The 17,060-nt window shown below is 70.0% G+C and carries 22 protein-coding genes and 1 riboswitch; of the genes, 7 read left to right on the top strand and 15 right to left on the bottom strand.

The window, feature by feature from the left end; translation table 11 throughout:
* Nucleotides 1-64 precede the first annotated feature (64 nt).
* The 4 genes from QDS12_RS18785 to QDS12_RS18770 form a co-directional block, all read right to left on the bottom strand.
* The gene (locus tag QDS12_RS18785; RefSeq protein ID WP_279881889.1) at nucleotides 65-193 is read right to left on the bottom strand and encodes a hypothetical protein; all 129 of its coding nucleotides are present in this window, start codon (nucleotides 191-193) and stop codon (nucleotides 65-67) included.
* Nucleotides 194-201: 8 nt separating this feature from the next.
* Nucleotides 202-1,014 carry an alpha/beta hydrolase gene (locus QDS12_RS18780; RefSeq protein WP_279881887.1) on the bottom strand — a complete coding sequence of 271 codons (813 nt, stop codon included), beginning with the start codon at nucleotides 1,012-1,014 and terminating at the stop codon, nucleotides 202-204.
* A gap of 81 nt (nucleotides 1,015-1,095) precedes the next feature.
* A complete protein-coding gene (locus tag QDS12_RS18775) occupies nucleotides 1,096-3,138 on the bottom strand; it encodes a LuxR C-terminal-related transcriptional regulator (RefSeq protein WP_279881884.1) in 2,043 nt (680 codons plus the stop codon).
* Nucleotides 3,139-3,213: 75 nt separating this feature from the next.
* Nucleotides 3,214-3,717, bottom strand: coding sequence for a hypothetical protein (locus QDS12_RS18770; RefSeq protein ID WP_279881881.1), 504 nt, complete (start codon nucleotides 3,715-3,717; stop codon nucleotides 3,214-3,216).
* A 246-nt stretch (nucleotides 3,718-3,963) separates the two neighbouring features.
* On the opposite strand from QDS12_RS18770, the gene QDS12_RS18765 reads away from it, so the two are divergent.
* Nucleotides 3,964-4,452 carry a hypothetical protein gene (locus QDS12_RS18765; protein ID WP_279881878.1) on the top strand — a complete coding sequence of 163 codons (489 nt, stop codon included), beginning with the start codon at nucleotides 3,964-3,966 and terminating at the stop codon, nucleotides 4,450-4,452.
* 77 nt (nucleotides 4,453-4,529) lie between these two features.
* Nucleotides 4,530-4,994, top strand: a complete 465-nt coding sequence (locus QDS12_RS18760) for a DUF4186 domain-containing protein (protein WP_279881875.1) — start codon at nucleotides 4,530-4,532, stop codon at nucleotides 4,992-4,994.
* Here QDS12_RS18760 and QDS12_RS18755 read toward each other — a convergent pair.
* Genes QDS12_RS18755 through QDS12_RS18745 form a run of 3 tightly spaced genes read right to left on the bottom strand, consistent with a single transcriptional unit; the run spans nucleotide 4,969 to nucleotide 7,314 of the window.
* Nucleotides 4,969-5,886 carry a sigma-70 family RNA polymerase sigma factor gene (locus QDS12_RS18755; RefSeq protein WP_279881872.1) on the bottom strand — a complete coding sequence of 306 codons (918 nt, stop codon included), beginning with the start codon at nucleotides 5,884-5,886 and terminating at the stop codon, nucleotides 4,969-4,971. The genes QDS12_RS18760 and QDS12_RS18755 overlap by 26 nt on opposite strands.
* A 6-nt stretch (nucleotides 5,887-5,892) precedes the next feature.
* Nucleotides 5,893-6,558, bottom strand: coding sequence for a hemerythrin domain-containing protein (locus tag QDS12_RS18750; RefSeq protein ID WP_279881869.1), 666 nt, complete (start codon nucleotides 6,556-6,558; stop codon nucleotides 5,893-5,895).
* A 60-nt stretch (nucleotides 6,559-6,618) separates the two neighbouring features.
* A complete protein-coding gene (locus tag QDS12_RS18745) occupies nucleotides 6,619-7,314 on the bottom strand; it encodes an NAD(P)H-binding protein (RefSeq protein ID WP_279881866.1) in 696 nt (231 codons plus the stop codon).
* Between the two features lie 148 nt (nucleotides 7,315-7,462).
* Here QDS12_RS18745 and QDS12_RS18740 point away from each other — a divergent pair, with 148 nt between their 5' ends.
* A complete protein-coding gene (locus QDS12_RS18740) occupies nucleotides 7,463-8,383 on the top strand; it encodes a methylenetetrahydrofolate reductase (RefSeq protein ID WP_279881863.1) in 921 nt (306 codons plus the stop codon).
* A gap of 103 nt (nucleotides 8,384-8,486) precedes the next feature.
* On the opposite strand, the gene QDS12_RS18735 is transcribed toward QDS12_RS18740, so the two are convergent.
* A complete protein-coding gene (locus tag QDS12_RS18735) occupies nucleotides 8,487-9,962 on the bottom strand; it encodes an MFS transporter (protein ID WP_279881860.1) in 1,476 nt (491 codons plus the stop codon).
* Between the two features lie 87 nt (nucleotides 9,963-10,049).
* On the opposite strand from QDS12_RS18735, the gene QDS12_RS18730 reads away from it, so the two are divergent.
* On the top strand, nucleotides 10,050-10,439 hold the full coding sequence (locus QDS12_RS18730) for a MarR family transcriptional regulator (protein WP_279881858.1): 390 nt from the start codon (nucleotides 10,050-10,052) through the stop codon (nucleotides 10,437-10,439).
* Between the two features lie 63 nt (nucleotides 10,440-10,502).
* Here the strand turns inward: QDS12_RS18730 and QDS12_RS18725 are convergent, their stop codons facing one another.
* Nucleotides 10,503-11,342, bottom strand: a complete 840-nt coding sequence (locus QDS12_RS18725) for an alpha/beta fold hydrolase (RefSeq protein WP_279881856.1) — start codon at nucleotides 11,340-11,342, stop codon at nucleotides 10,503-10,505.
* A 41-nt stretch (nucleotides 11,343-11,383) separates the two neighbouring features.
* Between QDS12_RS18725 and QDS12_RS18720 the strand changes: the two genes are divergently transcribed.
* On the top strand, nucleotides 11,384-11,875 hold the full coding sequence (locus QDS12_RS18720; RefSeq protein WP_279881854.1) for a helix-turn-helix domain-containing protein: 492 nt from the start codon (nucleotides 11,384-11,386) through the stop codon (nucleotides 11,873-11,875).
* A 205-nt stretch (nucleotides 11,876-12,080) separates the two neighbouring features.
* Here the strand turns inward: QDS12_RS18720 and QDS12_RS18715 are convergent, their stop codons facing one another.
* From QDS12_RS18715 to QDS12_RS18695, 5 genes are all read right to left on the bottom strand, one after another.
* Nucleotides 12,081-12,542: a hypothetical protein gene (locus QDS12_RS18715; protein WP_279881852.1), complete on the bottom strand. Its 462-nt coding sequence runs from the start codon at nucleotides 12,540-12,542 to the stop codon at nucleotides 12,081-12,083.
* A gap of 97 nt (nucleotides 12,543-12,639) precedes the next feature.
* Nucleotides 12,640-13,197, bottom strand: a complete 558-nt coding sequence (locus QDS12_RS18710) for a DinB family protein (protein ID WP_279881850.1) — start codon at nucleotides 13,195-13,197, stop codon at nucleotides 12,640-12,642.
* Between the two features lie 52 nt (nucleotides 13,198-13,249).
* Nucleotides 13,250-14,047 carry a class I SAM-dependent methyltransferase gene (locus tag QDS12_RS18705; RefSeq protein WP_279881848.1) on the bottom strand — a complete coding sequence of 266 codons (798 nt, stop codon included), beginning with the start codon at nucleotides 14,045-14,047 and terminating at the stop codon, nucleotides 13,250-13,252.
* A 178-nt stretch (nucleotides 14,048-14,225) separates the two neighbouring features.
* On the bottom strand, nucleotides 14,226-15,239 hold the full coding sequence (locus tag QDS12_RS18700) for a 2-hydroxyacid dehydrogenase (protein WP_279881846.1): 1,014 nt from the start codon (nucleotides 15,237-15,239) through the stop codon (nucleotides 14,226-14,228).
* Between the two features lie 100 nt (nucleotides 15,240-15,339).
* Nucleotides 15,340-15,744: a hypothetical protein gene (locus QDS12_RS18695; RefSeq protein ID WP_279881845.1), complete on the bottom strand. Its 405-nt coding sequence runs from the start codon at nucleotides 15,742-15,744 to the stop codon at nucleotides 15,340-15,342.
* A 232-nt stretch (nucleotides 15,745-15,976) separates the two neighbouring features.
* Here QDS12_RS18695 and QDS12_RS18690 point away from each other — a divergent pair, with 232 nt between their 5' ends.
* Nucleotides 15,977-16,159, top strand: a complete 183-nt coding sequence (locus QDS12_RS18690; RefSeq protein WP_279881843.1) for a hypothetical protein — start codon at nucleotides 15,977-15,979, stop codon at nucleotides 16,157-16,159.
* 68 nt (nucleotides 16,160-16,227) lie between these two features.
* On the top strand, nucleotides 16,228-16,650 hold the full coding sequence (locus tag QDS12_RS18685; protein ID WP_279881841.1) for a TIGR03618 family F420-dependent PPOX class oxidoreductase: 423 nt from the start codon (nucleotides 16,228-16,230) through the stop codon (nucleotides 16,648-16,650).
* A gap of 11 nt (nucleotides 16,651-16,661) precedes the next feature.
* On the opposite strand, the gene QDS12_RS18680 is transcribed toward QDS12_RS18685, so the two are convergent.
* The gene (locus QDS12_RS18680) at nucleotides 16,662-16,913 is read right to left on the bottom strand and encodes a hypothetical protein (protein WP_279881839.1); all 252 of its coding nucleotides are present in this window, start codon (nucleotides 16,911-16,913) and stop codon (nucleotides 16,662-16,664) included.
* Between the two features lie 13 nt (nucleotides 16,914-16,926).
* Nucleotides 16,927-16,993: riboswitch (guanidine-III (ykkC-III) riboswitch) on the bottom strand.
* Between the last annotated feature and the right edge of the window lie 67 nt (nucleotides 16,994-17,060).

Raw genomic sequence — 17,060 nt, 5'->3', positions numbered from 1 at the left:
GCAACGACAGGACAGTGCACTCGTCGCGGCAGATCCGGTCGGTCGGCGATGAGATCTTCGCTGGTCAGCCGAGCGTGATGCCGGTGATCGGCGCACCCGGCGGGAGGGACCTCACCTGGTCGTGGATCTGGCCAGTGAGGCGCGCCGCCCGGCGTGCACCGGCGCCGATCCGCAGCGGGACCGGCGCCGGCACGCGCGTGGTCAGTCGGCGATGAAGGCGAGGAGGTCGTCGGTGAACTGCTCCTCGTACGCGCCATGGAGGCCGTGGGGCGCACCCTCGTAGACCTTGAGGGTGGCGTCCTTGACGATCTCGGCGGTCTTCAGGGCCGAGGCCGCGATCGGGACGATCTGGTCGTCGTCTCCGTGCGCGACGAGCACGGGGACGACGATCTTCTCGAGGTCCGCGGTGAAGTCGACCGCCGAGAACTGCTCGACGCAGTCGTACGCCGCGGCGAGACCCGCCTGCATCCCCAGGCGCCAGAACTGGTCACGGGCGCCCTGGCTGACCGTCGCGCCCTCCCGGTTGGCGCCGAAGAAGGGGACGCTCAGGCCCTGGTAGAACGCCGAGCGATCGCCGAGGACACCCGCCCGGATGTCGTCGAAGGCCGCGAGCGGTGTGCCCTCGGGGTTGCCGTCGGTCTGCAGCATGAGCGGCGGCACAGCGCCGAGCAGGACGGCCTTGCGCACGCGGGCGGACCCGTGTCGCCCGAGGTAGTGCGCCACCTCGCCGCCGCCGGTCGAGTGACCGACGAGCACGACGTCGCGCAGGTCGAGCGCCTCGAGCAACGCGGCGAGGTCGTCGGCGTAGTGGTCCATGTCGTTGCCGGCGTAGGTCTGGGTGGACCGGCCGTGGCCGCGGCGGTCGTGGGCGACGCCGCGGTAGCCGGCGTCGGCGACGGCCTTGAGCTGGCGGTCCCAGGCGTCGGCGTTGAGTGGCCAGCCGTGGCTGAAGACGACGGGGCGCCCCGAGCCCCAGTCCTTGTAGAAGATCTCGGTGTTGTCGGAGGTGGTCACGTACGGCACGGGATGCCCTTTCTCGTGGGGAACTTGCCGGACGAGTCTTTCCGGTTCCGCGTGCCCCGCGAATCAGTCACCTCACTGCACTTCGTCGTCGGTTCCCCACTCGTCGACGACGTCACGGAGCTGTCCGCGCCCGGTGATCCCGAGCCGGGGAAACGCCCGGTAGAGGTGCGATGCGACCGTGCGCGGCGACAGCACGAGCCGCTCGGCGATCTCCGGGTTGGACAGGCCACGGGCAGCCAGCCGGACGATCTCCTGCTGCTGGGGCGTGAGGTCTGCGAGACGGCCGCCCATCGTCGCGCCACGTACGCCGAGGGCCCGGAGCTCGGTGGCCGCGGTCCGCTCCCAGGGCGTGGCGCCGATCCGCGCGAAGGCGTCGTGGGCGTCGACGAGGTGCCGTCGGGCCTCGGTCTTGCGACGCTCCCGGCGTAGCCAGATGCCGAGGTCGAGCTGTAGGCGGGCGCGCTCGAACGGCCACAGGGCGCCGTCCGGCGCGTCGACCGCGCGTCGGAACGCCTCCTCGGCCTCGGCGCGAGCGTCGGCGGTGCCCCGCGAGGCCGCGACCAGCGCGGTGGCGTGGAGCACGTGCTGGCGTAGGCGCACGGACCCCTGGCCCGCACGATCGCGCAGCTGTTCGGCGACGTCGGCGGCCTCGTCCGGCCGCCCGGTGCGTAGGGCCGCGGTGACCAGGTCGGCCATCACGTAGAGGGCCTGCCGACCGTGCAACGGCGCACCCTTGTCGTCCACCACGCCGCGGAGCGAGTCGTACGCCTGGTCGTGGTTGCCCTCGCCCAGCGCCGCCAGGCCGCGAGCACCGCGGGCGAGCACCGCGACCGACAGACGTGGGTCGTGGTCGAGCCCGGCGACAGCCCGGTTCGCCAGCTCCGCGGTCCGGGCGTGGTCGCCCCGACCGGCGGCGAGCTGCGCGAGCCGCGCCACGCTGACCCTGCGCACCATCTCCATGCCGTTCGCCTCGGCGATGCGCGCGGAGTCGCGGAACGACGTCTCCGCCTCGTCCCACCTGGCCAGGTCGAGCAGGACCGACCCGAGCGTTGCGGTGACCAGCGCGTGTGCGCCCCGTTCCGGTGCTCGGCTCTGCCGGTCCAGGAAGGCGCGCAAGGCGGTCAGCGCGAAGTCGGAGCGGTCGATGATCCACGCCGCGCCGCCGAGCTGGTTGAGCGTGAGCTGGTCGAGGTCGGCGATGTCCTCGACGGCGTCCAGCGCCGCCCCCACCTCGGCGGCCGCGCCGACCGGGTCGAGCGAGGCCGCCAGCCAGTACCGCTGCGGCCGGGCGTCGATCGAGGTCTCTGCCAGTCGCACGACGTCGTACGCCGCCGCCACCTGCTCGTGCAGGTCGGGTCGGCCGGCGTAGTAGGCGGCCACCGCAGCAGGTGCGAGCGCGGACCACGCGATGTCGAGCTGGCCGGCGCCGACGGCACGGACGGCGTTCGTCGTCAGCAGCGCCACCGCCTCGGTCTGCCGCAGGGTGCAGGCCATGGCCCATCCACGTCCGACCGACGCCTCGAGCGAGACCGACGGGTCGTCCGCGAGCTCGGCGGCCCGGTCGCCGAGCCGTGCCACCCAGGCGCTGTCGCCGGCGTACCTCGCCGCGCGCGAGGCCAGGACGTAGCGCCGCGCCGCCACGCTGCGGTCGACCGACAGGTCCGCGGCCCGCTCCAGCATCTGCGCCTCGGCCGGCCAACCGCCGTAGCGCCGGCCGACCTCCGCGGACTCCTCGAGCTGCGAGGCCACCTCCTCGTCCGGCCCCAGCTGCGCGGCAGCGCGGTGCCATGCCCGCCGGTCGGGACGGAGTGCCAGGGCGTCGGACAGCGCAAGGTGGGCCTTGCGCCGGTCGACGAAAGGAGCAGCGTCTCGCAGCGCCGCTGGCAGACCAGGGTCCGCCCAGCGCAGAGCAACGCCGTCGGGTTCCCCGAGGCGGACGAGGCCCGCGGACTCGGCCGCGACCCAACCGGCCATCTGCTGGTCGTCCATGCCCGAGAGGAAGAGCCGCAGGTCGTCCGAGCCGTTGGCAGACGAGGCGCACGCCGCGACGAGGAGCAGGTGCCGCGTGGCCGCCGGGAGACCACCGATCTGAGACATCAGGTCATCGATCGGCACGACCGCATTCTGTCCCGTCGGTTTTCGGGCGTAGGCGACCGGGGTAGGGGCAAGGCTGACGCCGGGGCGGAGGCGTCAGGCCGCGGTGGGCTGTGGGGGCAGAGTCGGCAGCGCCCGCCGGCACAGGGCGGCTGCGGTGTGCGCGTAGGCGTCTTGCATGGTGGCGGAGTCGACGACGCTCAACGCGTAGGCGCCGAGATTGAGCGGTGCGTGGGTCTCGAGCTCGATGGTGCGCCCCATGAAGTCCCGCAAGCTGCCGACGCCGAGCTCGGCGAGGTGCTCGGTCAAGACGTCGATGGTGTCGTCGTCGGTCTTGACCTGACGCACGGCGGCCTGGATGGCGTGGACCGCTTCGGCCTCGGTGACCTGGTGGGTGGCGGCGATGGTGTGCACGAGCGGGAGCGCGTCCCACAGGCGGTAGTTCAGGCCGTTGCCTCGGTCGCGCGGCTCCCAGCGCTGGGTGCGAGCGGGCGCTGTGCCGAGCAGATCGCTGAGGAGGTCCAGCGCGGTGGCGACCTGTGCCGCCCCGGGTGCGAGGGAGCCGAGCGGGTCGGTCGCGAGGTTGTCGAGCTCGTCCATGAGGGAAGTCCTTTCGGCGCTGGCGTGCGGGGTGCGGATGCGACGTACCCAGGCCCGGGCGTGCACACGCCCAGGCCCATGGGGACGTTCACCGAACCAGGGCTCCGGTCACGTGTAGCCACCCGCATCGGGTGAACCCGCCGCACCCGTCGGCAGGCACGCTCGAGGAGGTAAAGCGCCGTGACGGCCGGCTCTCCAGCGGCAGGTCGCGCGGACGAGACGACCAGGCACGAGAGGTGAGGCGCGGTGACGAGCAAGAGCGACTTCGATGACGAGGCTTGGGCGCGCATCGTGCGTGCGCCGTTCGTGGCAGGGATGGCGATCTCGGTCGCCGACCCGGGCGGCCCGTTCGAGGCAGGGAAGGAGACGATGGCGACTCTCAGGGCAGCAACCAACCCGCCGACCCGTGAGCAGCTCCTCACGGACGTCGCCTTGGACCTGCAGACGATGACGCAGCAGCACCACAACCCACTGAAGGGGTTCAAGCCCAACGCAGGCAGCCCGGTGGGGGACCAGGTCGTCGACGAGCTCCGGACCGTGTCGACGATCGTCGCCGCCAAGGCCGACCCCGCGGAGGCGGAGGCGTTCGGACGCTGGCTGGTGCAGGTCGCTCAGGCAGCGGCTGACGCCGCCAAGGAAGGCGGCTTCATGGGCTTCAAGGCTGAACAGGTCAGTGCTCGCGAGAAGGACATGCTCGACAGGGTCGGGGAGGCAGTGAGGCCCGGGCCCGGGTGAGACGACGCCCAGCGGCCCTCGCGGAGACCCAGCCGTCCTGGTCCTGTCGGCCACCGTGCCGTGCCTAGTCTGGGGGCGTGCCCGACCCCGCCGAGATCGATGAACGGATCGACCGCGCGAGCGCGCGACCGTTCGGACAGCGGTTCCACCTGCGCGGGCGCGAGCGGGCCACGGCTGAGCTGCGCGGTCCGCAGACGATGCGGGCTCACGCCGCGGAGATCATCGCGGAGCGGCTGGCGCCGGCCGAGCCGCGCAACGACGGCCGGCAGACCCCCTACCGCAACCACCCTGTCTTCGTGGCCCAGCACGCCACCGCGACCTGCTGCCGCAGCTGCCTGGAGACGTGGCACGGCATCGCCAAGGGGCACCGGCTCGACCGCGGCGAGCGGGCCTACGTGGTCGAGGTGATCGGCCGCTGGATCGACCGCGAGCTGGCGGCGCCCCTCGAAGGTCGGGACCCCGGGAGCTCACGCTCGCGGCTCTCGTCGGCTCGAAAGCACCGCGGGCCATCGAGCACTAGGAATGGGGATGTTCCTCGGTGATGGTGAGGCCGGCGAGCTTCACCGGATCGAGAACGAGGTCGATCTCGATGATGCGTTCGCTGATGACGGTCATGCCGACGACCGCCAGCACTCCGTGCGGAGTCGTGGCGATCACTCCGGCTGCGCCGTTGACCAGAGCCGGTCCGCACAAGGTGGCGAAACGCGGACCGTGGAGAGCAGCATGCTGGGCGACGTCGGCCCGACCCCGCAGCAGTGCCGGCGCCAGACCCGAGCGCGCCCCGGCATCGACACGGAAGACCACCTCGGGATCGAGTACCTCCAAGAGCGCCGCGAAGTCGCCCGCCCTGGCGGCGACCAGGAACGCATCGACGACACGACGCTGCGTCGGCAGGTCGGCATCACTGACTGCCGATGACCCGCGAAGCCTGCGTCGCGCCCGGCTGGCGAGCTGACGAGCCGCAACGGGGCTGCGGCCGACGATCGGGCCGATCTGGTCGAAGGGGACGCCGAACATGTCGTGAAGCACGAATGCGAGACGCTCATGAGGGTCAAGGGTCTCCAGCACGACGAGCAGCGCCATGCCGACCGAGTCGGCGAGCAGGGTTGCATGCTCGGGGTCGAGGGTGTCGTCGGTGCTGACGACTGGCTCGGGCAGCCACCCGACGACGTCCTCGCGACGCGCGCCACGCGAGCGCAGCATGTCCACGCACACGCGCCCGACCAGGGTGATGAGCCAACCATCGACGTTCTCGATGGTGCTCCTGTCTGACCTGGTGGTTCGGATCCAGGCTTCCTGCAACGCGTCGTCGGCGTCGGTCAGCGACCCGAGCATCCGGTAGGCGACCGCGCGCAGGCGCGGCCGATGCTCCTCGAACCTGTCCGCGAACCACTCCATGCCACCGGTCTCGATGCGAGCGCGCTCATCGGGCACCTCGAATCACCTCAACCTGGTGGCGTTGCGGTACGTCGGCTCCCACCGCACCCGGTAGAGGAGACGTGCGGGCGCAGGCAACATCCTCAGCACCTGCTGCTGGATCTGGTCGGTGGCCCCGTCGAGCACCCACGGAAGATACTCCGATGCGCCTTTGATGCCGCCCTGCTGGTGGCGGATCTCCTGGGTGAACGCGGTCCAGCCTGCCTGCCCCAGACGTCGTTCCAGGAGTGGAAGCGCCTCGCTCTCCTCGTGCACCATGTGGGCTGCCAGCTCCTCGGCCAGCGTCTGGAGCGCGTCGGCCAGCTCAGCGTCGCTCGCGCGCTTCATCGAGGCCTCGATCTGGTCGAGGCGCGGGTCGATGGAGGCGTGCTCGGTCTCCATCTGCGCGAGCACGCGACTCTCGGCGGGATCCGCGACAGCACCGGCCAGACGAGGCCACAGCGCCTTGTCTTCCGCATGGTGATGGGTCTGCAGGTGCTTGGCGAAGCTGCGCCACGTCGCCTGCGCCGGTGGTGAGCTTCCCTGGCCGGCGTCGGCGGCGGCGATCAGCCGCGCCATGTCGCGGTTGAACGCATCGTGAGCGATGTACATCATCGTGAAGTCGACCTCGCCGACTATTGACGCGCGGCGCGTCCAGGCGTCCGCCCGGGACTCGGCATACGTGCTCATCGTCTTGTGCTCCTTTGACTTTGTCGTTGACGTTTCTCGGCGGTGGCGGGCCCTGGTGGGTCAGTGGCCCCCGAAGGCCTCGCGGCGGATCATCTGCAGCAGCGTCGGGACGCCCGTGACGGTGTTGACGGCGACGTACTTCCGACTCCAGGTGCTACTGCTCGCCTGCGCCAGCACGCTCGCGGCGAGGTCGACACGGCTGGTGAAGACACGCTCGGAGCTGTCTTCGTGCAGTTCGTAGTCGCTGACGAGGTCGGCGTCGAACAGTCCTCCGGGCCTCATGACGGTCCAATCGAGGAGGCCGGACCGGAGGTGTTCCTCCATGGCCCGCATGTCGGCGTACGTCGTCTTGCCGATGGTCCTGGTGATCATCGGCTGCATGACGCGGTTGAGCAGGAAGCCGCCGTCTGCATGCCGGATCGGCTCGGTGGCCGAAGAGCTCACCACGACCACCCGGGTCAAGCCGTGCTTTCCCATCGCCTCGGTGATGCTGGCGATGCCGTCGCTGTAGAGGCTGATCGGCTTGCGGGTGAACGGCACGCCCAGCGTGGAGAGGACGACGTCGGCCTCCGCCATGACCTCTGCGGTGGCGCGGCGGTCGTGCACGTCGCCCTCTGCCACGGTCAGCCGTGGATGCTCGATCGGGAAGGTGACCGGGTGCCGGGTGACCGCGACGACGTCGAAGCCGGCGTCGAGCGCTTGCCGGGTGAGCAGGCGGCCGGTCGCGCCGTTCGCGCCGAAGATGACAACTCGCACGGTGACCCCGTTTCGTCCGACTCGGCACGGCTCTCCGTGCCCTCACCCCTAGGTCGGATCTCGCGGCCCATGTGTGACCAGCGGTCTCGTCGAGGACCTGTGCGAGGGCTTGTGAAGGGGAGCCGTGGAAGCCCGCTACCTTCGCGACGTGGAGATCATCCAGCGGATCAGATCGGGTCACGGTGACTTCGTGCTCTTCGCGATCACCCCTCCGAGGCAGTCCACCCCTGCGGAGCGGCTCCCGGAGATCGCGCGCGCCACCGTCGAACGGCTGGACCACCTCGACCTCGACGGCCTGGTCCTTTACGACATCGACGACGAGAGATCCCGCAACCCGGTCGAGCGCCCGTTCCCCTTCAGCCCGACCGTCGACCCGTCCGCCTACCGGGCAGAGCACCTCCAGGTGTGGCGAACGCCGGCCATCGTCTACCGCGCGGTGAGCAAGTACCAACGGGAAGACCTGCGAACGTGGCTCACCGAGCAAGACCCCCGGCGAACATTGACGGTGCTGGTCGGTGCTCCCTCCAGCGGCACCACCCCGGCCCTGTCCCTCGCCGAAGCCCAGGCGCTGCGGAGAGAGCTGAACCCGGAGCTGCTGCTCGGAGGAGTGGCGATCCCCGAGAGGCACAGCCGCCGCGAGAACGAGCACCTGCGCCTGATGGCGAAGCAGGAGGCTGGCTGCCGGTTCTTCGTCTCCCAGGTCGTCTACGACCTCAACGCCGCCAAGAACCTCGTCTCCGACTACCGCTACGAGTGCGAGACTCGGGGACTGGCCCCGGTCCCGATCGTGTTCACGTTCTCCGTATGCGGCTCGATGAAGACCCTCGAGTTCCTTCGCTGGCTCGGGATCGACGTCCCTCGGTGGATCGAGAACGACCTGCGCCACTCGACCGACCCGTTGGCGGCTTCCCTGAAGCAGGCGCAGGCGGCGGCCGTCGAGCTCATCGAGTTCTGCCGCCGCCTCGGAGTTCCCTTCGGGCTCAACGTGGAGAGCGTCTCCATCCGACGCGACGAGATCGCAGCCTCCGTGGACCTCGCTGCCCGGTTGGCGGCCTACGTTCGGGCGTAGCCGAGGTGTCTCCGGACCCCCGAAGCCACGGCCAGGAAATCGTTAGATCGCGTTGGTGAGGCGCCGGCCGAGCGACCCGGCCGGCGCCTCAGCGGAGGAGAACTCAGGCGGCGTCCTCGTGCGGCTCGAGCCGGGTGGGCGCTTCGACCACCTCCGCGGTGCTGCGGCTGAGCGCGAGGCCCCCCGTGGCGACCACTGCGCCGACGATCGAGACTGCGGCTGCGAAGACGAGCCCCGGCCGGAATCCGTCGAGCACCGCTTGGGGTGATGCGCTCGTCTCCGGAGTCGAGGCGATCAGCGCGCTCGTGACGGCGAGGACGATCGCGGCGCCCACCTGCATCGCGGTCTGCAACACACCGGCGGCGAGACCCTGCTCCTCATCGTCGATCCCGCTCGTGGCGAGGATGTTGACGGCCGGGAAGCCGACCCAGCCGATGCCGATGAGGAGCACGGCGGGCAGGAGCATCGTGGGGTACGACGGCGCGGTGTCGATCCGCAGGAAGGCCAGGTAGCCCACGGCCATCACGGAGAGGGTCACTGCGATGATCCGGCCCGGACCGAACCTGTCGACGAGCCGGTCGGAGAAGACCGCCGAGCCCGCGACCATGACGCCGACCGGCAACAGCGCGAGCGCGAGGTGGAGCGGACTCCACCCCAGGGTGTCCTGGAGGAACAGCGTGACGATGAACTGCCAGCTGAAGTAGGAGCCGGCTATCGCGACAATGGCGAGGCTGGCACGCAGCAAGGTCGACTTCCGCAGGATGCCGAGCCGGACCAGGGGATGACGCACCCGGCGCTCCACGGCGACGAAGGCGATGAAGAGCGCGACCACGAGCACGAACGAGGCGAGCGTCCTTGCCGAGCTCCAGCCCACGCTCGGGGCGCTCACGACCGTGTAGACGAGCAGCAGCATGGGCGACGCGGCCAGTGCGGCACCGACGAGGTCGTGGCCTCCTCCCTCTGCCGGACGGTCGTGGGGGAGCAGTCGCCACGCGGCGCCGAGCGCGGCCACCGCGATCGGCACGGGGAGCAGGAAGGTCCAGCGCCAGCCGATCCCGGTCATCAGGCCGCCGAAGAGCAGGCCGGAGGAGTAGCCGCCCGCGCCGAAGACCGTGTAGATCGAGAGGGCGCGGTTGCGGGCCGGCCCCTCGGCGAACGTGGTCGTGATGATGGAGAGCCCGGTCGGCGCCGTGAAGGCGGCGGCCAGGCCCTTGACGAAACGGGTGAGGATCAGCAGCGGCCCGGAGCTGACCAGGCCACCGGCGAGCGAGGCGACCGCGAAGACGCCGAGGGCGATCAGGAAGACCCGTCGCCGGCCGACCAGGTCGGCGGTGCGACCGCCGAGCAGCAGCAGTCCGCCGTACCCGAGGACGTAGCCGCTCACGAGCCACTGGAGGGTGGAGGTCGACAGGTCGAGCTCGGTGCCGATCGAGGGGAGCGCGACGCCGATCATCGACACGTCGAGCCCATCGAGGAAGAGCACGATGCAGAGGGTGATGAGCATGGCCCAGGTCCGACCGGTCCAGTTGGGCGTGGCCACGGTCCCCGGGGTGCTCGTGGTGAGGGAGGGCGGATTCATGACCATGACGCTTCCATGCACGTGCATTCAATGCAAGCGCAATTAATGTTGTTGCATAGAACTCTTGTGGGTCGCTAGGATGCCCGCATGACAACGAGGTCGGAGGTCGCGCTTGTCGGCGAGTGGCGCACGCTCCTCGATCGTCATGCGGCCGTGAGCTGCGCGCTCGAGCGCGAGCTCCACGAGCGGCACGGCCTCGGACTGAGCGAGTTCGAGGTGCTCGACCGACTGGTCGACGCCAACTGCGGCAGCTACCGCATGCACGACCTCGCCAAGGACATCCACCTCAGCCAGAGCGCGCTCTCCCGCGCGGTCGCTCGGCTGGAGAAGGACGGGCTCGTCACCCGCGGGGCCTGCGAAGACGACCGGCGAGGTGTGTCGGTGTGCCTGACCGGCAAGGGCGCTAGGACCCATGACGAGGCGCTGCCGACACACCGGGAGGTCCTGCGCGCGACGTGGGACGCAGCGGACCGCTGACGCCTCGCCACGCGTCGTACGTGAGCGGCTCGTCCGCCCGTGAGGAGCGCAGTCGCCTGACGATCACGTGGCGCCCTGGTGTGAGAGCATCGCCGCTGCGATCTGGTCGGCTTGGGCTGCGGGGATCGAGTGGTGACTGGCCGACTCGAGATGGGCGACGGTGACGGCTGGGTAGCTGGCCGCGGTACGCGCCAGCGCAGCAGGGTCGTGTGCTCGGCCGCGGTCCGCCACGAGGACCAGTGTCGGGCATGACATGCCTGCGAGCTGGTCATGGGTCGGCCGGCGCGGTCGGACGACGCGGGCTCGGGGCAGCGAGGTCGCCAGACCCGCGACCTCGGCCCACCGTCGGTCGACGCTCGTGCCGGCGGTCTCCCACGTGAGGAAGGAGTGCCACCGGGCGGGCGAGGGCCGCAGCAGGAACGGAAGGGCGCGCAGCACGTAACGCGCCGACAGGCTGCCGAAACAGTTGGTGGGATCGACCAGCACGAGACGGTCCACGATCTCCGGCCTGGAGAGCGCGTAGGAGCAGGCAAGCCAGGCTCCGTAGGAGTGACCCACGAGGCCGACCCTGGACCGGCCGGTCCACCGCACCACGTCGTCGAGCCATCCGAAGAGGTCCTCGGGCCGACGCGGAGGACGGTCGGCCTGAGAGCGGCCGGCGTCGCCGATCAGATCGATCGCGTGCAGCCGCTGGGTGCGTGCCAGGTGCGGCACCAGCGGTGCCCACGATCCGGAGGTGGCGCCGTGACCGTGCAGGAGGACCGTCGCCGGGGCCGTCTCGGGTCCCCAGCTGGTGACTCGGGTGCGGCCGGCCCCGGTCGGGACGTCGTCGACATCGGTGGGCAGGCCGGTCGAGTCGAGCAGCGCATCGAGGGCGGCGAAGAAGTCGACATGGCTCGTCATGCTCGACAGATTACCTCACTCAGTGAGGTAATCTGTTCGACATGGGAGACGTGGTCGAGCCTGACGGACCGAGACGACGGGAGCCGCCGCGGGTGGTCCACCTCCTCCGGGCCTTCGCGTTCGCCTACGCGGACCGGACGTCCGCGATCGCCGCGGACATCGGCCTGCACCCCACGGACCTCCGAGCGCTCGTGGAGCTTCTCGACGCGGAGAGGCAGGGGCGCCAGCTCACGGCGGGCGGGTTGGCGCAAGCACTGGGGATGACGACGCCGGCCACCGCAGCGCTCCTGAAGCGTCTGGAACGTCGAGGGCTCCTGGCTCGCCGACGTAGTCAGCTCGACGGGCGCCGCGTCGAGCTGGTCGCCAGCCCGGCCGCGCTCGAGCTGGGCTGGCATCACTTCGGCGAGCTCGTCGACCTGCTCGCCGAGATCGCCGGCCACTTCGAGCCGCGGACGACCCTGGCGATGGAGGAGTTCCTGGGTGACGCGTTGGACGTTCTGCGAGGCGATCGTGGCGGCGGTACGGCGGGGTGACGCGGGGCTGCATCTGGTGGTGGGTGTTCCGATGAGACTGTCGGGGCCGCAGTCGATCGATCCTGCCTGCCCTCGCTGCCGACGTTCCAGCCAGGATCACCCACGACGAGGGCGTTGATGCTCTGGGGTCGAGTGTGAACGGGTCAGTTGCTGATGGCGGACTGGTCACTCACTTGGCGCGTGGGTTGCGGCGGATGAGTGCGCTTCAGCCGTTGTAGCCCGACTCGGCAAGGAGCACGGACTCGAAGAACCGGCCGTCCTCGTCTTCGAGGTCCAGAGGAATCACGGGACGCCAGAGCGCGAGGAGCAGGTCCGGGGCGGTGATCGACCGTCCCTCGTCGGCGACCTCGACCCGAGTGTGTTCACTCAGCCAGCGAGCCAGTTCCTCGGCTGGGGTGCCGAAGACGTCGACGCCCGCGTACTCGACGACGTCGGTATCGGTTGTCGGGCGACCGAACTCAATCGCCTCCACAGAGCCAGTCGAGTCGAAGTAGACGAACGTCACCAAACCCGAGGGTCGTTCAACGACGAGTGAGACGCTGGTCTCGTTCCCGCGGTGAAAGTCAGAGGGGCTTCCCAGGGCTCTGCAGCTCCGGATCGCCTCGGGCCGCGATGCCCCGATGGTGATGCCCGCCGCGTCGGTCGGAGGCCGAAGGTCGATCCGCATGCAAGAAGTTGAGCACGCCCTGCCCACGCACCGGTGAAGTCACTGCACTCGTCTCGGCCCGGGGTCCGGCATCGCGGTACGGCGAGGCAGGAGCCCGTCAGAAGGAGAAGTCCGCTGGCGCGCCTTCACCGACTCTGCCATCGACCGCTTCACGAAGGATGTCTGCGTGTCCCGTGTGGCGCGCATACTCCTCGATCATGTCCAAGAGCATCGCGCGTACGGTCGGTGTCTTGCCGCCGGGCCAGGTGAAGGAGGCCGGCCCGTCGAGTCCACGCTCCGCCATGACATCGGCGACGATTCGACGCGAGCGATCGACCGCGTCCAGCCACAGTCGATAGATCTTCTCGGGAGAATCCTCGGCGCCGGTGCGCCAGTCCCAGTCGGGGTCCGCGTCGAAGTCGACGCCGTCCCACGGGGAGCCGTACTCCTCGCCGGCAAGCTTGACCGCCAGCCAGTCGGCCTCGACCAGAGCCACGTGCTTGACCAGGCCCCCGAGCGTCATCGAGCTGGCGGCCGTCGTAGCGCGTAGCCCCGTCTCGTCGAGCCCGCCCGTCTTCCAAGCGAAGGTCCGTCGGTTCCGCTCGAGAACTGACAGCAACTCCTCGGATTCACCGTGAACCGCGGGCCCGAGGGAGTCGCGAGTCGATTCAGTCATGGCGGGAGGATAGTGAGCCCCCTTGCATGCACGCGCTCGCATCTCGGGCGGATCAGACGTGTCGTGGCGGCAGATCCTGATGTCCGGAGGTGGGTGGCACCGAGGGTTCGTGGCGTGAGGACGGCTCGCGTCGACGCGCGAGATGGACCATGAGGTCCGCGGAGATCTCCACCGTCGCCGGCAGGACGGTCGAGATGTGCCGGTAGACCTGCTGCTGCACGGCGGCCGGAAGCTCCAGATAGGCCGATACGGTCGACAGATAGCCGACGTAGTCGGCTGCGGACATGGTGAAACGCCGCTCGATCACCGACTGCTGAACATCGACGAACCACTCGGATCGCTCCAGCTCCGTACCCGGCCATTGCAGGCGCGCCTCCGGAGCCGTCCCGTCCGGCGAAGGAACCTCATCGCTCGCGAGAAACGGTGCCCGTGCCTCCTGCACCACCCGCTCCACCGACGGGTCCGCCAACCGCACCGGACCGCCGAAGTTCGCGAACACCCCACCCGGACGCAGGAGGGCGGCCACGCGTGACCACCGGCCCTCAGGACGCGTCCAGTGCAATGCCGCCGCGGAGTACACCAGCCCGAAACGCTTCGCCAGAGGAAGGTCCTCGAACCGAGCTTGCAGCGTCGTCACGTGCGGCACCCGCTTGCGCAGCTCGTCGAGCATGGCCGCGTCAGGCTCGCTCGCGGTGACCATGACCCCCGCCTGCGCGAACAGACGGGTCGCCTTGCCCGTACCGGCCCCGACCTCGAGCGCTGACCGAATCGGCTGGCCGGCGTAGGCCCTCACCTGCTCGACGATCTCGCCTGGATACCCGGGCCGGAACTGCTCGTAGGCTTCGGCCACACCTCCGAAACTCAAGGCACGACCAGACATGCCCGCAGCGTCGCACGATCGCCACGTCGACGCCTCGCCGTTGTTCGCGACCCCCGCCATGCCCGCCCGCTCATCGACACCCGCTCATCGACACTCGTGGGTAGCCGGTGTAGCAGTGGGTCGCGACCCGTGCGGCGCCGATGGCGCGTCAGCTCTGGCTCACCAGGTTCGGGCACGGGCGGCCCGAGATGACGTCGACGACGTTGGACAAGGTGGTCGTCGCGATCGCCGACAGCGCCTCGTGTGTCAAGAACGCCTGGTGAGCGGTGATCAGGACGTTCGGGAAGGTCAGCAGGCGGGCGAACGTGTCGTCGCCCAGCACCTCGGTGCTGCGATCCTCGAAGAACAGCTCGTCCTCCTCCTCGTAGACGTCGAGTGCGAGCGACCCGATGCGACGTGACTTGAGCCCTTCGACCACGGCGGCCGTGTCGATCAGCGCCCCGCGGCCCGTGTTGACGAGCATCATTCCGGGCCGCAACGTCGCGACCGCGTCGGCGTTGATCAGGTGCCGGGTGTGGGGCGTGAGTGGACAGTTGAGGGAGACGATGTGCGCCTCGGCCAGTCCGGGGGCCAGGTCGACGTACTCGATGCCGAGGTCGAGAAGGTGGGCGTCGTGAGAGGGGTCGACGGCAAGTACGCGGCACCGCAGGTGCCACAGCAGGCGGGCGACGATGGCACCGATCTGTCCCGTGCCGACGACGGTGGCGGTCTTGCCGGCCAGGTCGAAACCGACCAGTCCGTCGAGCGAGAAGTTGCCGTCGCGGACGCGCGCGTGAGCCCGCGGGATGTGCCGGTTGAGCGCAAGGATCAGGGCAAGGGTGTGTTCGGCCACCGCGTTCGGCGAGTACGCGGGGACCCGGACGACGGTGATCCCGAGCCGGGACGCGGCGGCCAGGTCGATGTGGTTGTAGCCCGCACTTCGCAAGGCGACGCACGTCGTCCCACCAGCAGCGAGGCGATCGAGGACCGGCTCGCCGAGGTCGTCGTTGACGAACGCGCAGACCACCGGCGATCCGGCGGCGAGGGCCGCGGTGTCGGTCGTCAGTCGGGTGTCGACGTAGCGGATGGCGACCTGGTCGGCCACCTCGCCGAGCGCGGCGTCGAACGAGTCGCGGTCGTACCGCCGCGCCGAGAACATGACCATGGGAATCGGCGTGTTCATGTCGACATCTTCCGCCTCTCCTCAGGGTGCCGGCCATCGGGTCAGGAGGCACGAGGGCGTCGGCACGGCTCAGCGGCCCGTTCCGTCGCCTCATGGTCGGTCACACCACCACGGTGCCGGTGCAGGTGCGATTCTTGAAGGTCGCACGGGCGCGGATCTTGTCGGGGCCCGGCCTGTTCGCGATCTTCTTCTCGACCGAGAACGAGCCACTTCGCCCGGCAGTCCTGGCATGCCGTGCCACGACAAGAGCACCGTCGTCCCTGATCCGTACGGTCCAATTCTGGCCGGCACGGTTCGAGTCGACCTCGAACTCGACCTCGATCCTGCCGTCGTCGTGCTTGGCCTTCAGCTTCAGATGGCCGCCGTGGATGCAGGCGCCGCTGGTCCGGACGCCGTCGTCGCCCGTGGCCGATGCCGGACCGGCCGCGGCCGTGAAGCACGTGGTGAGACCGAGTGCGATCGCCCCGGTCCCGACGAGAGCCCGCCTACGAAGTTGATGCAGCATGGTTGCCTCCTGGTCAGTGGATCGATGCCACCAGCGTCGTGAGGCGCGGGTCTTAGTCGCAATCAGACGATGGGACTAGACCCTGGTCGGGGCAGGGGCACGCCCGTAAGGCGCTGAGGGCGGCCGTCGCTTCGCTGATCTGTCGGAGATCAGGCGACTGCCCGATGTGCCCCTCCACCTCAGACGACGAGCATCGTGGTGAAGGAAGAGTCGGAGCGGTGAGGAGCAACCCATGTACGGAACCTCGCATCACCAGGACGTCGCGAAGCCCGAGGTCGAGTCCCGCTTCGGCGGGCTCCGGCACGCCGTCGGCGGTCGCCGACGACGCCGGTCGGTCGCCGAAGCAGGCGGAGGTGTCGACGGCGCGACGTTCGCCACCGCGGCGGGGGCGGCCATCCTGCTGGCCGGGCGCTGACGTCGGAGCCACCTCGACGCAGGGCCGCGTACGCAGGTCGCCACCGGGCGTTCGAGAGACTGGGCCACATGACTTCCTGGACGCCTGGCTGGGGCGCGTTTCCGCCCGCCCTGCGTGAGTTCTGGACCGAGCGCCACCTCTGCACCTTCACAACCGTGCGCACCGACGGCCGGCCCCACGCGGTGCCGGTCGGCGTGGCGATCGACCATGAGGAGCGGTGCGCCTGGGTCATCACCCACGGCGCCTCGCAGAAGGCTCGCCACGTGGCGGCCGCCGGAGCCGAGGGGAGCGCCGTGGCCGCCTGCCAGGTCGCCGGCGCACGGTGGTCCACCCTCGAGGGCCGCGCGCAGGTCCTGACAGAGCCAGCGGCCGTACGCCGAGCGGAGGAGTGCTATGCCGGGCGCTACCGCGTGCCCCGGCCGAATCCCCAGCGCGTCGCCGTCCGGATCGAGATCGACCGGTTCCTCATCTCGACGACGCTCGCCGGCTGACAACGGGTCAGCTAGTGCGACGCGGCGACGGTCGCGCCGACTGCCTTCCGGTAGATCGAGTAGGACGACACCAGTGCCCACACGCTCTCGAGCAGGATGAAGCCCCACTCGTGGCCGGCAACGGCGGTCGCGGCCAGGGCACTCGAGCCGAGCGCGTTCGCCGCGAGATAGCGATAGGACGACTGCGTCAGACGCCCGCTCAGGGCGGCGATGAACGCGACGAGGATCAGGAGAGACCCAGCGATCTGAACGACGTCGTACATGACGAGACCTCCAACGACGCCGTCTTGTCGCTGTCCGGGTACGGCGTGCCTCGTCCGGGACGTCCGACCCGGACGTCGCGCTCAGTATGCCGTCAGCACGACCTCGGAGCGTCACCCGCAGCGAAACGGTCGGGCCGCTGGGCGACA

It is taken from the genome of Nocardioides sp. CER19 (assembly GCF_029846275.1).
Taxonomy (GTDB): domain Bacteria; phylum Actinomycetota; class Actinomycetes; order Propionibacteriales; family Nocardioidaceae; genus Nocardioides.
The sequence above is the reverse complement of the archived record's forward strand: the minus strand, read 5'-3'. Positions and strand labels throughout refer to the sequence as shown.

Bases quoted from the DNA above. Each gene is read 5' to 3' on its own strand.
- QDS12_RS18770 (WP_279881881.1), bottom strand. From the start codon at position 3,717: ATGGACGAGCTCGACAACCTCGCGACCGACCCGCTCGGCTCCCTCGCA.
- QDS12_RS18750 (WP_279881869.1), bottom strand. From the start codon at position 6,558: ATGAGCACGTATGCCGAGTCCCGGGCGGACGCCTGGACGCGCCGCGCG.
- QDS12_RS18735 (WP_279881860.1), bottom strand. From the start codon at position 9,962: ATGAATCCGCCCTCCCTCACCACGAGCACCCCGGGGACCGTGGCCACG.
- QDS12_RS18730 (WP_279881858.1), top strand. From the start codon at position 10,050: ATGACAACGAGGTCGGAGGTCGCGCTTGTCGGCGAGTGGCGCACGCTC.
- QDS12_RS18725 (WP_279881856.1), bottom strand. From the start codon at position 11,342: ATGACGAGCCATGTCGACTTCTTCGCCGCCCTCGATGCGCTGCTCGAC.
- QDS12_RS18720 (WP_279881854.1), top strand. From the start codon at position 11,384: ATGGGAGACGTGGTCGAGCCTGACGGACCGAGACGACGGGAGCCGCCG.
- QDS12_RS18715 (WP_279881852.1), bottom strand. From the start codon at position 12,542: ATGCGGATCGACCTTCGGCCTCCGACCGACGCGGCGGGCATCACCATC.
- QDS12_RS18710 (WP_279881850.1), bottom strand. From the start codon at position 13,197: ATGACTGAATCGACTCGCGACTCCCTCGGGCCCGCGGTTCACGGTGAA.
- QDS12_RS18700 (WP_279881846.1), bottom strand. From the start codon at position 15,239: ATGAACACGCCGATTCCCATGGTCATGTTCTCGGCGCGGCGGTACGAC.
- QDS12_RS18695 (WP_279881845.1), bottom strand. From the start codon at position 15,744: ATGCTGCATCAACTTCGTAGGCGGGCTCTCGTCGGGACCGGGGCGATC.
- QDS12_RS18690 (WP_279881843.1), top strand. From the start codon at position 15,977: ATGTACGGAACCTCGCATCACCAGGACGTCGCGAAGCCCGAGGTCGAG.
- QDS12_RS18685 (WP_279881841.1), top strand. From the start codon at position 16,228: ATGACTTCCTGGACGCCTGGCTGGGGCGCGTTTCCGCCCGCCCTGCGT.
- QDS12_RS18680 (WP_279881839.1), bottom strand. From the start codon at position 16,913: ATGTACGACGTCGTTCAGATCGCTGGGTCTCTCCTGATCCTCGTCGCG.